Origin of the sequence: Cohnella sp. GbtcB17 (assembly GCF_019091135.1) — a bacterium.
In the GTDB taxonomy this organism is placed as follows: Bacteria; Bacillota; Bacilli; order Paenibacillales; family Paenibacillaceae; genus Cohnella.
In genome coordinates, this window is sequence record NZ_JAGXJW010000024.1 from 1 (window position 1) to 14,567 (window position 14,567).

The 14,567-nt window shown below is 58.9% G+C and carries 12 protein-coding genes; 10 read left to right on the forward strand and 2 right to left on the reverse strand.

What is annotated here, in order from left to right; translation table 11 throughout:
• Together KVT38_RS14750 and KVT38_RS14755 are read right to left on the reverse strand one after the other, a co-directional pair.
• Window positions 1-914: MMPL family transporter (locus tag KVT38_RS14750; RefSeq protein WP_217594493.1), on the reverse strand; the 914-nt coding region annotated here is incomplete at its 3' end.
• Between the two features lie 50 nt (window positions 915-964).
• Window positions 965-1,600, reverse strand: coding sequence for a TetR/AcrR family transcriptional regulator (locus KVT38_RS14755; RefSeq protein WP_254639240.1), 636 nt, complete (start codon window positions 1,598-1,600; stop codon window positions 965-967).
• 213 nt (window positions 1,601-1,813) lie between these two features.
• On the opposite strand from KVT38_RS14755, the gene KVT38_RS14760 reads away from it, so the two are divergent.
• The 10 genes from KVT38_RS14760 to KVT38_RS14805 all read left to right on the forward strand — a co-directional run bounded on the left by KVT38_RS14760 (window position 1,814) and on the right by KVT38_RS14805 (window position 14,415).
• The gene (locus KVT38_RS14760) at window positions 1,814-2,839 is read left to right on the forward strand and encodes a helix-turn-helix domain-containing protein (RefSeq protein ID WP_217594494.1); all 1,026 of its coding nucleotides are present in this window, start codon (window positions 1,814-1,816) and stop codon (window positions 2,837-2,839) included.
• Window positions 2,840-2,977: 138 nt separating this feature from the next.
• Window positions 2,978-3,772: an SDR family NAD(P)-dependent oxidoreductase gene (locus KVT38_RS14765; protein ID WP_217594566.1), complete on the forward strand. Its 795-nt coding sequence runs from the start codon at window positions 2,978-2,980 to the stop codon at window positions 3,770-3,772.
• 150 nt (window positions 3,773-3,922) lie between these two features.
• Window positions 3,923-4,255, forward strand: a complete 333-nt coding sequence (locus tag KVT38_RS14770; protein WP_217594495.1) for a response regulator — start codon at window positions 3,923-3,925, stop codon at window positions 4,253-4,255.
• A 96-nt stretch (window positions 4,256-4,351) separates the two neighbouring features.
• A complete protein-coding gene (locus KVT38_RS14775; protein WP_254639241.1) occupies window positions 4,352-5,557 on the forward strand; it encodes a helix-turn-helix domain-containing protein in 1,206 nt (401 codons plus the stop codon).
• A gap of 12 nt (window positions 5,558-5,569) precedes the next feature.
• Window positions 5,570-7,342 (forward strand): cache domain-containing sensor histidine kinase, encoded by a 1,773-nt coding sequence (locus KVT38_RS14780; protein ID WP_217594496.1) that lies wholly within the window; start codon window positions 5,570-5,572, stop codon window positions 7,340-7,342.
• Between the two features lie 933 nt (window positions 7,343-8,275).
• Window positions 8,276-9,193, forward strand: coding sequence for a carbohydrate ABC transporter permease (locus KVT38_RS14785; RefSeq protein ID WP_254639242.1), 918 nt, complete (start codon window positions 8,276-8,278; stop codon window positions 9,191-9,193).
• Window positions 9,190-10,068 (forward strand): carbohydrate ABC transporter permease, encoded by an 879-nt coding sequence (locus KVT38_RS14790; RefSeq protein ID WP_254639243.1) that lies wholly within the window; start codon window positions 9,190-9,192, stop codon window positions 10,066-10,068. Before KVT38_RS14785 ends, KVT38_RS14790 begins: the two co-directional genes overlap by 4 nt.
• Window positions 10,069-10,186: 118 nt before the next feature.
• Window positions 10,187-11,644: an ABC transporter substrate-binding protein gene (locus KVT38_RS14795; RefSeq protein ID WP_254639244.1), complete on the forward strand. Its 1,458-nt coding sequence runs from the start codon at window positions 10,187-10,189 to the stop codon at window positions 11,642-11,644.
• Window positions 11,645-11,742: 98 nt separating this feature from the next.
• Window positions 11,743-12,075, forward strand: coding sequence for a hypothetical protein (locus KVT38_RS14800; RefSeq protein ID WP_217594498.1), 333 nt, complete (start codon window positions 11,743-11,745; stop codon window positions 12,073-12,075).
• Window positions 12,076-12,117: 42 nt separating this feature from the next.
• On the forward strand, window positions 12,118-14,415 hold the full coding sequence (locus KVT38_RS14805; protein WP_217594499.1) for a hypothetical protein: 2,298 nt from the start codon (window positions 12,118-12,120) through the stop codon (window positions 14,413-14,415).
• Window positions 14,416-14,567 lie beyond the last annotated feature (152 nt).

Below are 14,567 nucleotides of genomic sequence, written 5' to 3' on the forward strand. Positions count from 1 at the left end.
AGGCCGACCATAAGCGCGAGCACGGGCGTGATGTCGGTCATCGTCATGAACTTGGAAAAGGCGAAGGCTGCGCCGACGCTGATCCCGACGCCGAGGATGGCGATCAGAAGCGGCAGGCCCGCCGCTACGACCGAACCGAGCGTCATGAGCAGCACGACGGCCGCGACGGCGATGCCGACCGCTTCGGTGGAGCCGATCGCCGGCTTGCTCTTCAGCGAGTCGCTCGGCAGGGCGGTGATGCCCGAGCCGCCCTCCTGGACGCTCTCCGCCGCTTCGATGATTTGATCCGGCACCTCTTCGGGCAGCGACGTCTGCTGCACCGTAAATTGGAACTGGAACAGGGCGACACTGCCGTCCGCGGCGATCAGCACGCCGGGCACCGGCGCACCGTCGAGCATCATCGGCCCGTACGGCGCAGCCGCGGCTGCTTGGCCGGCCGCGCTATTCTGCGCTACGTTCGAGGCTGCGGCGCCATCCGTTTGACCGCCGGCCTGTCCGCCCGCTTGGCCGCCGGCCTGATCGGCCGCCTGGCCGTTCGCCTGGCCCGCATTCGCCGCAGCGCCTGCGGCCGCCTGCCGGGCAAGCTCCGCCGGGTTAATGACGTACTCGTTCTTGTAGACGTCATTAACCGCCTTTTGAATCAAGGCGCCGCGCTCCGCAGTGTCCAGGCGTTCGCCCTTCGGCGCGGTGAATACGATGCTGGCTTGTCCGCCGGACGCCGCCGGGAGCTCCTCGGCCAGCTGGTCCAGTACTTTTTGCGACTCGGTGCCCTCGATCTTCATCTCGGAGCTGACATGGATGCCGTTCACGCCGAGCAGCGCGAGGACGACGACGAGGATGACGGCCCAGCCGGCGATGAACGGCCAAGGCTTGCCGTACGCGGTCTTGCCCAATTTGTACAGAAATGTCGACATAGCGGGGCATTCTCTCCTTTATATATAAGCAATCTTTGCGAAAAACCGGGCTAGAAGCCTTGGCGCAAGTAGCCGAACGCCGTATCCAGGTACTGCTCGAACGTCATCGCGTCGGTTGCTTCGGCCGCGGGTTCGTCCGGCAGGAGCACGCTCAGACTGCCGTCGATGAGCGGCAGCATGACGCCATACATCGCGCCGGCCAGCAGATGGGCGTAGCTCTCTGGATATCGTCCGCGGGACAGCTCGCTCAGAATGGTCTGCGCCTCGAACTGCAGCTTGCGAAGCAGGATCAGAATGTACGGCTCGAGCGTCGGCGATTCCTTGGACATCGTCACGAGCGTGCGGAGCTTTCGGAACATTTCTGCGGTAATCCGCATTTTGAGCAAATGCTGCAACGTATCGAGCGGAGTGGCCTCGGGCGGAATGGCATCGGGCGGTAGGGCGGCGAGCAGCTGCTCCGGCGCCTTGTGGTTTTCCTTGAACGTCACGGTGGACATGACGACCGCTTCTTCCTTGCACGAAAAATGGTTGGCGAACGTCCTTCTGGAGTATCCGGCGCGCTGCGTGATGTCGTCGACCACGAAGCCGTCCAGACCGCGCTCGAGTGCGAGCTCGTAGGCCGCATCCGCCAAGGCGTGCGCGGTCGCTTCTTTTTTCAGGTCACGCAGGTTTTGTTTGATCATCATATCGTCGTATTTGTACACCTCGATTCTTAAGTATATTATTGCTCAAAGGGCAATCTTGCACAATGGGAAATGTATTACGAATTTGTGAACGCGGTACAAATAAAAGTCCGTCAGGAGATGACTTCAATGTCTCCTGGCGGATTTTTGCGTCTTGGCAGTGACGGCGTAAAAGGACTATAATTTGTCCCATCGCAGTGAAAGGAGGCCCTGACGTTGATTGCTCAAGCTTCCGACCTGATTAAGATTGCGCCGGGATTCTGGAACGCGCTGCGCCGGTCGGGCGTCGCGGGTCACGACGTGGCCGCTCGCGCAGGATTGCCGGTTGAGGTAATAGATGAACCGGCCGTTACGGCAGCCCAATACTTCGCCGTCTGGCAGGCTTATACCGAGCTTGTCGGCGATGCGGCCAAAGGGATCGTGGCGCTCGCGACCGCCTATGAGACCGCACAGTATCCGCCTTCCGTCCTCGCCACTTACCACGCCCGCGACTACCGGGAGGCGCTTTATCGAACCGTTCGCTACAAGCAGCTCTGTCCGCCGGAGAGTCTGACCGTCCGCGAGGAAGGCGAGCGCTGCAGCATCGACCTGAACTGGTCGGATGCGGGGATGGCCGGTCCTCCGGTATTGGTCGGCGTCACGCTGGCCTATCTGCTGGAGCTGGGGCGCCGGGGAACGGGCAGACGGCTGACGGCGCAGCGCGTCGAATTCGCGCAGCCGATGGGCGATGCGCGAGCGCTTGAAGCTTACTTCGGCTGCCCGGTCCGGACCGGCGCGAAGCGCAACCGATTGACGCTGCACCGCAGCGACCTGGACCGCCAGTTCGTTTCTTTTAATGAAGAGATGGTGGAGATGCTGACGCCCGCGCTGGACCGCTCGTTGGACGAGCGCCTTCATGGCCGCTCTATGACGGAGACGGTCAAGCAGGCGATGAAGCGAAGTCTGTCCGGCGGGCGTCTGGACGTACAGGCGATCGCGAAGCAGCTCGGCGTAAGCGATCGTACGCTGCAGCGCCGGCTTGAGGGCGAAGGCACAAGCTTCAAGCAATTGCTGGCGCAAGCGAGACGCGAGCAGGCCTGCGGCTATCTGGCCGATCCGTCGCTCAGCATGAAGGAAGTCGCATTTTTGATCGGCTATAAGGACCAGAACTCCTTCTTTCGCGCTTTCCGGCTGTGGGAAGGCAGGACGCCGACCTGCTGGCGCGCCGAGCATTCAGTCGCGGAGCCTGCCTCCGAACGATAACGTTGGCGCGTTCGGCGAGCATGTTGGCGTCGCCCGCTAGTTACGCGCCGGGCCCGACGAGGTAAGATCATGGTTGCCCGGACCGCCGCGCCGGCATGCATCTATCATCGACGGCTGAATGAAAAGGAGATCGACAGCATGGAATTGGGATTAAACGATAAAATCGCATTGGTGACAGGATCGACGAAAGGCATCGGGAAAGCGATCGCAATCGAGCTGGCCCAGGAAGGCGTAAACGTGCTCGTGAACGGACGCGACCGCGAGGAGGTCGAGCGGACCGTCGAGGAGATCAAGACGCGCTTCCCGGCGACCGCGCCTCGAGGCGCCGCAGCCGACCTGACCGATAAGGAACAAAGAGAAGCGCTGTTCGAAATGCACCCCGACATCGACATTCTCGTCAACAACATGGGGATTTACGAGCTTATGCGGTATGAAGACGCGGATGACGAAGTATGGGACACCTATTTTCAAACGAACGTGCTCGCCGCCAACGCCTTGACCCGGCACTACTTGCCGAAAATGCTGGAGAAAGCGTACGGCCGCGTCATCTTCATTGCGAGCGAGGAGGCGGTCATGCCGTCGGGCCAAATGCCGCAGTATGCGATGACCAAATCGATGCTGCTGTCGCTGGCCAAAAGCCTGTCCAAATTGACGGTCGGAACCGAAGTGACGGTCAACACGATTATGCCTGGACCTACGCTCTCCGAAAAGGTGCAAGCCATCATTGCGGGCATGTATCCTGGAGAGAATCTGTCCTTTTCCGAAAAAGAAAAGAAGTTTATGGACGCGAACCTGCCGCAATCCGAAATCCGGCGGTTTATCAAACCGATGGAGATCGGCAGGCTGGCCGCCTTCGTATGCAGCCCATACGCATCCGCGTTTAAGGGATCGCCCATCCGGATGGACGGCGGCATGGTGCCTACGATTTACTAAGCGATCGCGACACGTCAACGATTCGGATCGATCATCCGAATCGTTGAATCCGTCATCGACCGGACCGCTCGTACCCGATAAAATATAGTATACTCTTGGTAGCTGATTCATCTTCTCGACAATCGATCACGCAAGAGGAGGGAGCGGCGCGTGTATACCGTACTTGTCGTAGACGACGAAGCCATCGTATGCCGGGGCATCAAGGACTCCCTGGAAGCGTCCGATCTGAACATTTCGCAAGTGCTGACGGCCTGGAACGGCTATGAAGCGCTCGATTACGTGCGTATGGAATCCGTCGACCTCGTGCTGACGGACATCCAGATGGACGGCATGAACGGCATCGAGCTGATGGAGTCGATCTTGTCGGAAAAGCCGGATATCCCTGTCGTCGTCATCTCCGCGCACGACGAATTCCAGTACGCACAGCATTGCATCCGCCTTGGCGCGCGCGACTATCTGATCAAGCCCGTGCTGCTCTCGTAGCTTACCCAAGTCGTCGAGAAGGCGCTCTCGGACCGCCATGAAAAGTACAAGCGGATCGCGGAGGATTCGCTCAAGCAAAAATTTTCGCTGATCGGCATGACCTCGCTTCGAACCTACATTCTCAACGAAGCGATCGCGGGCTCGCTCGTGCCGGCCGAAGACGATTCGTTTATTTTCGAACAGATCGAAGTCAAGCTGAACGGGCCGTACTTTGCCGCGTTCGTCATCGAGCTGCTCATGGACTGCGCGGGATGGGAAGGCCAGGCGATCCGGTCCTTCCGCGACCAGAATCTGCTCAAGTACGCCTCGCTCAACATCGTCGAAGAGACGATTTCGGATTGGGAAGCGGTTTCATTTTTTGGCCAGGGCAACCGGCTCGTGACGATCCTGCAGTTCGGCGACACCGGCGAGGCACAAGAGCAGGACAGGTCGGAGCAGGTGACGCAGCTTAATCTGGTCGCGACGGCCGTCGTGAACAACATTCGCAGCTGTCTCCGGATGGAGGCGGTGGTCGGCATCAGCCCGCTGCGGCGCGGCCTGGCCGAGCTGCCCGAATGCTACCGGCAGGCGTCGGAGGCCGTCAGATGGCGCGGCTTGTACGAGACGCACAACGTATTCTACGCCGAAGACTTCGTGAGACGCGAGGCGTCGATTCGTGTCCATTGGCAGGAGAAGGCCGATCGGCTCGTCGATTGGATGAAGACGGGGAGCAAGGGCGTGGATGTGGAAGACGCGGTCCGGCGCTTCATCTCGGATATTGCGCCGGTATTCGATACGGCCGAAGCGACCGCCGGCATTGCGCTCAGCATCGCCTACCGCGTATACGCCATGCTGCTGGACATGAAGGAGACGGTAGGCGAGCGGCATCAGGCGCTCGAGCCGATCGTCTATTTTCAGCTGCCGTCGGCGGCAATCGAGATTCGGCACCGCCTGGAGGCTTATCTGATCGAGGCCGCGGCGCTTATCCGCACGTCGATGGACGACCGCGATCATGTGATCGTGCAGCAGGCGATCGCGTACATTCGCCGGACGTACCGGAACAAAGGCTTAAAAATTCAGGATATCGCGGACCACGTCCATTTGAGCCCGAACTATTTAAGCTATTTGTTCAAGCGGATCGCGGGCGATACGGTATGGGATTTTGTCACCGGCCTGCGGATGGAGGAGTCCCGGCACCTGCTGCTCAGCACGTCCAAAAAACGCTATGAGATCGCCGACGAGGTCGGCTACGAATCGCCGGAGCATTTCAGCCGGATTTTCAAGCGTTTTTACGGAGAGAGTCCGAATACCGTTCGCCGATAAGGGTGACTATCCATGTTCAGGCTGACCAAGTCGTACGGGTTGATGAAAAAAGCGCTGCTGTTCGTCGTCGTATTGATCCTCGTTCCGATGCTGCTTATTTTCGGCATCGCCTCGAATCAGGCGTCTTTGTCGATCAAGCAGCAGACAGGCAAAGCCTTCTTCGAGTTGAACAGGCAGAGCCATGCGACGATGGACCGGGTGCTGGACTCGATCGACCAGACGACGGTCGCGCTGATTGCTTCCGACGCGGTGCAAATATGGAACGACGTCGACCGAATCCCCGACGAAGAGCGCGTGCGGCGGTACGTGACCACGGAGAAGCTGCTGGCCGATTATTCCTCGCAGGTCAAATACTCGCTGTTCGTCATGACGGACCGCCTGTCCGACTTCGAATTCGCGCCTTCCTCGGACGTGTCGGACGGCGGCGTTTTTTTCGTACGCGACTTCAAGGACATCCCCTGGCTTAACACGGCGATCCAGGCGAGCGGCCTTGGCACCGTATCGCTGATCGATAAGTTCGGCTTCAAGCAAAAACCGCAAAAAACGATGGGCTACACGAGAGCGGTGACGGACATCTCGCAGGGGCGGAAGACGATCAGCGTGCTGGTGGCGACGGAGATCGAGAACAAGCTTGAAACCGATATGAATGCGTTCGCGCTGCCCGAAGGAACGGACGTCCTGCTCGTCGACGCCAATAATGAAGTGTTGGCAGGCACCGGGCCGTCCGGCTCGCGGTTCGCGGACCCGGTGGGCGGGAAAGAGCTGTTCCCCGGCGTTCGGCTGTCGGGGGGCGTCATGCATATCAGCCATTACAGCGCGTCGTACGACAACCGCCTGTTTTACGAGATTCCGGTCGATACGCTCGTCGGCGCCCACCAGAAGGTGCAGGAGATTTTGCAGCTGTCCGCGATCTGCTATTTTATCGTCGTCATGTTTTTCTTTTTTTACCTGGGCAGGTCCTTTTTCCGGCCGATGGCCCGGCTTGCCGCCTTCTCACGGTCGTACGAGCCGGGCAAGGAGCTGGACAAATTCGCGGAGGCGGAGCGCAGAGACGAGATCGGGTTCGTCTACCGTTCCTTCTACAAAATGACGCAAAGGCTCAATCAGCTGGTCCGCGAGAAATATATGATGGAGATCAAGCAAAAGGAATCCGAGCTGATGCTCATGCACTCGCAGATTACGCCGCATCTGCTCTACAACACGCTGGATTCGGTTTATTGGTACGGCATCCGGGGCGGCGTTCCCGAGGTGGCGCATATGGTGCGCGATCTGTCTACGATGCTGCGGATCGGACTCAGCCGAGGCAAAGAGATCATCACGATTCGAGAAGAGCTGAATCACGTGGAAGCCTATTTGAACCTGCAGGAGAAACGTTACGAGGGATCGTTCTTGTACCGAATCGAAGTGGAGGAAGGCGCCGACACCTGCTTGCTGCCGAAGGTCGTCATCCAGCCGCTCGTAGAAAACAGCATCCTGCACGGGGTGGGCAAGATGGACGGGGAAGGCGAGGTGGCGATCAATATCCGGGTATCGGAGGGCCTGCTGCTGATCGCCGTCGAGGACAACGGGTTTCGCCCGGTCGATCTGGCGAAGATCGCGTCCATCCTGTCGGGAACGGCCGATCCGGACAAGGGCTTCGGCATTCGCAATGTGCACAAACGCATCCAGCTGCGGTTCGGCGACGCGTACGGCCTGTCGTTCGAAGCGCGCGAGGAGGGCGGGGCGCGGGCGCTGATCCGGCTCCCGGCCATCCGTGCGGAGAGCGAGATAAAAGGAACGGGATGATAGGTTCATAGATCGCGTCAGCGTAAACGGGATGAAGCAGGGGGTTACTGCTTATCCCGTTTTTGTTTGGGTCGATTGGCGGCCGTGGTGAGAAGAATCGTCGTAGGTTGATAGTTGGCGGGTCGCGTACCTCAGCAGTTAAAGTATCGTCGTAGGTCGATAGTTGGCGGGTGCGCGGTACCTCAGCAGTTAAAGTATCGTCGTAGGTCGATAGTTGGCGGGTCTGCGGCACCTCAGTGGTTAAAGTATCGTCGTGGGTTGATAGTTTGCCGGTGTACGGTGGATCAGTGCTTAAAGTATCGTCGTAGGTTGATAGCTGGCGGGTGAGCGGTACCTCAGTGGTTAAAGTGTCGTCGTGGGTTGATAGTTGGCGGGGGTGCGGTAACTCAGTGGTTAAAGTGTCGTCGTGGGTTGATAGTTGGCGGGTGCGCGGTACCTCGGTGGTTAAAGTATCGTCGTAGGTTGATAGTTGGCGAGGGGGGCGGTACCTCAGCAGTAAAAGTATCGTCGTAGGTTGATAGTTGGCTGGAACCCAACCGAGCGCAGGCGGTCCTGCTGCGAAGATGCACAATTCCTGTGCATCTAAGCGCAAGCCAAGCCGCGCCGCCGCGCCCTCACTGCGAAGAAGCACAATTTATGTGCATCTAAGCGCAAGCCCGGCCGCGCCAGCGCGCTCTTGCAGCGAAGATGCACAATTCCTGTGCATCTAAGCGCAAGCCCAGCCGCGCCGCGGCGCCCTCACTGCAAAGGCACAATTCCGGTGCATCTAAGCTAAGCGAAAGCCAAGCCGCACGCCGGCCGCCCTTGGCCAACGCAGCGCTTTCCGTGAGGATCCGTCACGCGATGCATAGGTTCGATCATGGGATTGGCGCCGGGCGCCAACTACAATAGGAGGTACAACGCGATAAGTGGAAAGAAAGGATGGTGGCTCGTTTGGCATCGCAATCGACGGTTGCGCGCAAAGGGGAGGCCGGGGGCCGGCTATCGAGGACGTTCAGGGATTATTTCTGGGGCGTCGCGTTTCTGATACCGGCGTTCGCCGTGTTCGGTTTGTTTTTGTGGACGCCGATCGTCAAGGGTATCGTTTACAGCTTTTACAACATCGACTTCGTAAACGGGAACCGCTTCGTCGGTTTGACCAACTATACCGAGGCGCTGGCGAGCAGCGATATGGGCATCGCGGTTCGCAATACGCTGTATTACATGTTTCTCGGCGTCCTCATGGGCTTCTGGGTGCCGAGCGTGGTGGCGATCGCCATCTCGGAGCTCCGGCGATTCCAGGGCATCATGCGGCTCGTCGTCTACTTGCCCAATATCGTGCCGGCGGTCGCGCTGTACGCCATGTGGATGTGGCTGTACGACCCGCTCGGACCGCTGAACCAGCTGTTGTCCTGGTTCGGCATCGGCGGCGTCGATTGGCTGACGAATAAGCATTGGGCGACGTTTTCCATCGTGCTGGCGGAGACGTGGCAAGGCTTCGGCGCGACCGCGCTCATCTATCTCGCGGGAATCGTCGGCATTCCGAAGGACCTGTACGAAGCGGCCGAGACCGACGGCGCCGGCGTGTTCAGGCGAATCCGCCACATTACCCTGCCCGGCATCAGGCATCTGTACCTGCTCCTGTTCATCATGCAGATGATCGCGACCTCGCAAGGCTTCCAGACGCAGGTGGCGCTGACCGGAGGAGGCCCGAACAACGCGACGCTGACGTACATGTACCAGATCATCAACCAGGCGTTTACGCTGTTGAATTACGGCAGAGCCTCTGCGCTCGGCGTGATGATGTTTGTCGTGTTGACGCTGCTGTCCGCCGTCCTCTACCGCCTGCAAGGAAGGAGCCCTCAAGCATGAGCAAAGCTATCCGCGAACGAAGCATCATGTCCTCGTTCGACATGAACAAAAAGTCGGTTATGGTCGCCTACGGTATCATGCTGGTTGCGCTTCTCGCGCTCGCCGTGACGCTGTTGTACCCGTTCGGAATGACCCTTTTCGGCTCGCTCAAGAGCAAGCAAGAGATCTTCGTTTTCCCGCCGACCTATTTTCCGCGCCACCTGGAATGGGGCAACTATGCCCTGGGCTTCAAGTATGTCAATTTGACGAGAGCGTTCTTGAATACGCTGTTGCTTTATGCGGGGAACGCGTTCTTCGCGCTGCTCATCCCCGGACTCGCGGCGTTCAGCCTGTCGCAGATGAAGGTGCCGTGGCGAAAGACGGCGACGCTGTTTTTCATGAGCACGCTGCTGATTCCGAGCGCGACCTACCTGATCCCGAACTTCCTGAATCTGCAAAGCCTCGGCATGCTCAACTCTTACTGGGCGTTCTGGCTGCCGGCCGGCGCCAACGCCTTCAACATTTTGCTGCTCAAAAGCTTCATGGACGGCATCAACAAAGAGCTGTTCGAAGCGGCGCGCATCGACGGCGCCTCGGAGCTCCGCTGCTTTTTCAGGATGGCTTTGCCGCTGTCGCTGCCCGTGTTTTCGACGCTGCTCATTTTCACGTTCACGGCGACCTGGAACGACTGGTACTGGCCGTCGCTCGTGCTGTCGGTCAAAGAAAAGTATCCGATCTCTTCACTCGTGTATTATGATATCGTCACCGCCACGATGCTGACCTGGAACGTCAAATTCAGCGTGCTGACGGCCATCATGGTTCCGCCGCTCGTCTTCTTTATCATTTTTCAGAAAAACATCATGCACGGGCTAAACCTGTCCGGCGTCAAAGGTTAAGAGGAAAATCGGCGGTGAATCCGTCATCACAATGCTGTGGATCCGTCATCGAATCAGCAAGCCCGCACCGTTATGATGAACTTGTCAAATCATTCAGATATAGGAAGGGGAACTAAAATTGAGGAACAAAAAGAAAGGTCTCGCATTTTCCTTGATTACGCTTATGATGGTCGCCACCGCATGCGGAGGCAACAACAACGGAAACGCGGGAGCGTCCGCGTCGGCAAGCGGGTCCGCCTCCGCTTCCGCGTCCGGCGCATCCAGCCCGGCGGCATCCAGCCCTGCAGCTTCCACCGAAGCGCCCAAAGTGACGATGACGATCCAGTATCCGAAGCCGGACAACACGGAGGCGATCGCGCTCGAGGACAGCAAGATCAAGCGGTATCAAGAGAAGTATCCGAACGTGACGATCAAGAAAAACGATTGGCAGTATGCGCCCAGCGAGATCGGCATCAAGATGGCCGCGCACCAGGCGCAAGCGTTGTTCAATACGTTCGCTACGGAAGGCAAGACGCTCTCGGAGCATCAATGGGCGGCCGATCTGACTTCCTTGATGGCCAATTACGAGCACGCCAACGACTTCAACCAAAAGCTGCTGGAGCCGATGACGATCGGCGGCAAGCTGTACGCGCTGCCGTTCGACGGCTACATTATGAACGTCATGATCAACAAGAAGCTGTTCCAGGACAAAAACGTGCCGCTGCCGACCCCGGATTGGACGTGGGACGATTTCTACAACGCGGCTAAAGCGACCGCCGACCCGGCGAAGGGAATCGCGGGCTTCGCGATTATGGCGAAGGGCAACGAAGGCGGCTGGAACTGGACCAACTTCCTGTATCAAGCGGGCGGCGAAGCGGAGCAGGTCGCGGACGGTAAAGTCACCTCCGCGTTTAACTCCGATGCCGGCGTCAAGGCGATGGAATTCCTGAAGAAGCTCAGATGGGAAGCGAACGCGCTGCCGCAAAACTGGGCGCTGAATTACAACGAAACTTACAACTTGTTCAAGCAAGGCCGCGCGGCCATGGTCATCGGCCAGAAGATAGAAGATTCGGTCAACCAGGCCGGCATGAAAAAAGACGATCTGATGGTGCTGCCGATGCCGTCGATGGAGAAGGGCGGCGCTCACGTAGGCGTCATGGGCGGCAACTATCGCGTCATCAACCCGCAGGAATCGCCCGAAGTGCAGCAGGCAGCGTTCGATTACCTGACGCTGGACTACTTCAATCAAAGCGGTCTTGACGAGCTGAAGCGCATACTCGACGAGCGTAAAGCGAACAACCAGGTTTACTTCTGGGATTCGACGAGCGTGTACTTCAATATCGATTCGGATTACGGCCGTCAAATGAAGGACATTATCGCGCAGTATCCGGATACGGTGTTCTCCGTGGACGAACAAACGGTGTCCACCATGACGGGGCATCCGGAGGCGACCTACAACGCGCAGGACTACTATGCCGCGATCACGACCGCCATGCAGGCGATCCTGTCGGACAAGAACGCCGACCCGAAGACGGAGCTGGACAAGGCAGCCAAGAAGTTCGACACCGAGGTGCTCTCGAAAGTCAAAGCCGAATAACGAACGAGGAGGCGGCGCGCTCGTATCGTTCATGGGTCTGGTGCCCTGGACGATACGGGTCGGCGCAGCCGAAGACGCTGCTTGAGGCCGCCCGGCCGGTGCGGTATCGTCTCTGCGTGAACGAGCTGGAGACACTGCCCAAGGCGGAGGTGCGCATCATCGACGGCGAAGCGCTGATCGATCAGCTTCGTCCATGGCTCCGGGAGAGGGGGGATATTCGCGAAATAAGCCTTAAGCCAAGGGAAGACGGCCGTTGGCTGCTTGGGATAGAGGGAGGCCCGCCCCCTGCCGTTTACACTTCGCAGCAGCTGATCCGGCTCATTTTCGATTGCGCCGGCGCACGTGACGAGCCGGCACCGGAAGGCGCAGAAGCTTTCCGGGATTGGTTTCCCGTCCCTTTTCCCTACACCGCAGGATTGTGTTATGTCTGAGCATTCGATTCGATTTGATTTTCATTGACGGAGGGCATCCCGATGAAAAAAACGATCGGCTTCAGCATTCAAGCCTCGCTGACGGTAACGGCCATTCTGGCGGCATCGCTGAGCGTGCCGCTTAAGCCTGCGCATGCGGCCGGCGTCACCGCCGTCAGGGCGAGCGACTTCCTCGATTCGCTCGGCGTCGCGATCCATCTGGGCCAGGGGCAGACCGCGTCGTCCGTCGGCGCCGTCATGTCCTATGCAGGGCTTCGCAACGCCCGCGATATGATGAACGAGCTCGGCGACGTGAATGGCTTGCTGTACTTGTACAATACGTACGGCATCCGGACGGACGCGGGCGTGAACGGCCCGAACGACGCCAATTTGACGGATCAGCTGAACAAGGCCAGGACGCTCGCCAACGCCGGCGCGCTCATGGCGATCGAAGGGCCGAACGAGCCGGGCAACTTTCCCGTGACGTTCCAGGGCCAGACCTCCTCTCTGAGCGGCACCTTCATGCCTGTCGCGAAGTATCAGCAGTCGCTGTACAGCCAGGTCAAGGCGGACTCGGTACTCCTGAACTATCCCGTATACAGCGCCTCCAACATAGGCGCCGAGCCGGACAATGTCGGCCTGCAATTTATCAAAATCCCGAGCGGAGCGGGGACGCTCATGCCGGACGGCACGACCTATGCGGATTATGCGAACTCCCATAACTACGTATCGGGCAGCAACGGTCAGCTGTTCGGGCAGACGCTCGGCGACAACGTGACCTGGAACGCTGCCGACCCGACGCTCGAAATCTACAATTCGCTCCGTCAGGACTTCGGCGTAACCTGGAACAAGAAATTCAACGGTTATACGAACGCACAATTGCAAGCGCTACCAAGAGTGACGACCGAGACCGGCTGGCCGTCGACCGGCGGCCCGGGCAACGTCATTTCGCCGCAGCAGCAGGGCAAGCTGTTCATGAACCTGTATCTGAGCCAGTTCAAGCGAGGCATCAAAAATACGTTTATTTATCAGATCAAGGACGACAGCGAGGCGAACTTCGGCTTCGTCGACGTCAATTACAATCACAAGCCGGCCGCCGACTATATGCATAATCTCACGACGATCCTGAGCGACTACGGCTCCACGACGCCCGGGCAGCTGGGCTACTCCATCGCCGGCGCGCCTGCGACCGTTCACGATCTGTTGCTGCAAAAGCATGACGGCACGTTCGAGCTCGTCGTCTGGAACGACCGTTACAGCGGCACGAACAATATTACGGTCAATCTGGATGCCCCCGCTGCGATCGCGAGGACGTACGATCCGACCGTCGGGACGACGCCGATCGCGACGTACGCGGGCGCAAGCGCCATTAGCCTCGCGATGACCGATCACCCGATCGTCATCGAGATTCCTGCCGCGGCTGCGGCGACGGGATCGGGCACATACACCTATGCGACCGGCTATTCGTCCACGCAAGGGGCCAACCAATGGTCCTACAAGCAGTGGAACGGCTCGGCTTATTCGGACATGACCTGGAACGGTGCCAGATGGAAGGGAGCGCAGACCTGGAGCCTGATCGAATCGACCATGCTGCATCCGGATACGAACGCATCCGCGCTCGCCTGGAAAGCGCCGAAGGCGGGCACCGTGAACGTTAGCGGCAATGTCCGCAAACAAGACATGGGCGGCGGAGACGGCGTCAACGTCAAGATCATGAAAAACGGTACGCAAGTATGGCCAGCCAGCGGATGGCAGTACATCGCGTTCAACGACGGCACGGGGTATAACCCGAACGTGAACGTATCCGTTGCCCAGAACGACATGATCTACTTCATCGTCGACAAAAACGGCAACAACGCCAGCGACGCGACGTACTGGAATCCGACCGTCGCGTATCCGCCTTCCTACACATTTTCGAACGGGTTCTCCGCCACGCAAGGGGCCAATCAATGGTTTTACAAGCAGTGGAACGGCTCGGCCTACTCCGATATGACCTGGAACGGCACCGCTTGGAAGGGCGCGCAGACCTGGTGCCAGATCGTGCCGAACGTGCTGCATCCGGATACGAACGCCGCAGCGTTGGCCTGGCGGGCGCCGCAAGCGGGCACCGTCAACATCAGCGGCAACGTGAGGAAGCAGGACATGGGCGGCGGAGACGGCGTCAACGTCAAGATCATGAAGAACGGCACACAGATCTGGCCGGCCAGCGGGTGGCAGTCGCTCGCCTTCAACGACGGTACGGGCGTGAACCCGAGCGTGAATGTAACCGTCGCCCAGAACGACATGATCTACTTCGTCGTCGACAAGAAAGGCGACAACGCCAGCGACTCGACGTATTGGAATCCGACGATCGCTTACTAAACGCAATCTGCAAACCGCAATTCGCAATCCGCAATCCGCAGCCCGCGAAGCGGTCTTGGTCCTGATTTTGAGGGACTAAGACCGCTTTGTTCGCTTTCCGCGAAAGGGGCCTGTTCAGCGAGAAGGTAATTGCCTATACTCGTCGGGGAAAG

What these genes read in the sequence shown, in the direction of transcription:
- KVT38_RS14755 (WP_254639240.1), bottom strand. Translation starts at nt 1,600, where the DNA reads ATGATGATCAAACAAAACCTGCGTGACCTGAAAAAAGAAGCGACCGCG.
- KVT38_RS14765 (WP_217594566.1), top strand. Translation starts at nt 2,978, where the DNA reads ATGGAATTGGGATTAAACGATAAAATCGCATTGGTGACAGGATCGACG.
- KVT38_RS14775 (WP_254639241.1), top strand. Translation starts at nt 4,352, where the DNA reads ATGACCTCGCTTCGAACCTACATTCTCAACGAAGCGATCGCGGGCTCG.
- KVT38_RS14780 (WP_217594496.1), top strand. Translation starts at nt 5,570, where the DNA reads ATGTTCAGGCTGACCAAGTCGTACGGGTTGATGAAAAAAGCGCTGCTG.
- KVT38_RS14790 (WP_254639243.1), top strand. Translation starts at nt 9,190, where the DNA reads ATGAGCAAAGCTATCCGCGAACGAAGCATCATGTCCTCGTTCGACATG.
- KVT38_RS14805 (WP_217594499.1), top strand. Translation starts at nt 12,118, where the DNA reads ATGAAAAAAACGATCGGCTTCAGCATTCAAGCCTCGCTGACGGTAACG.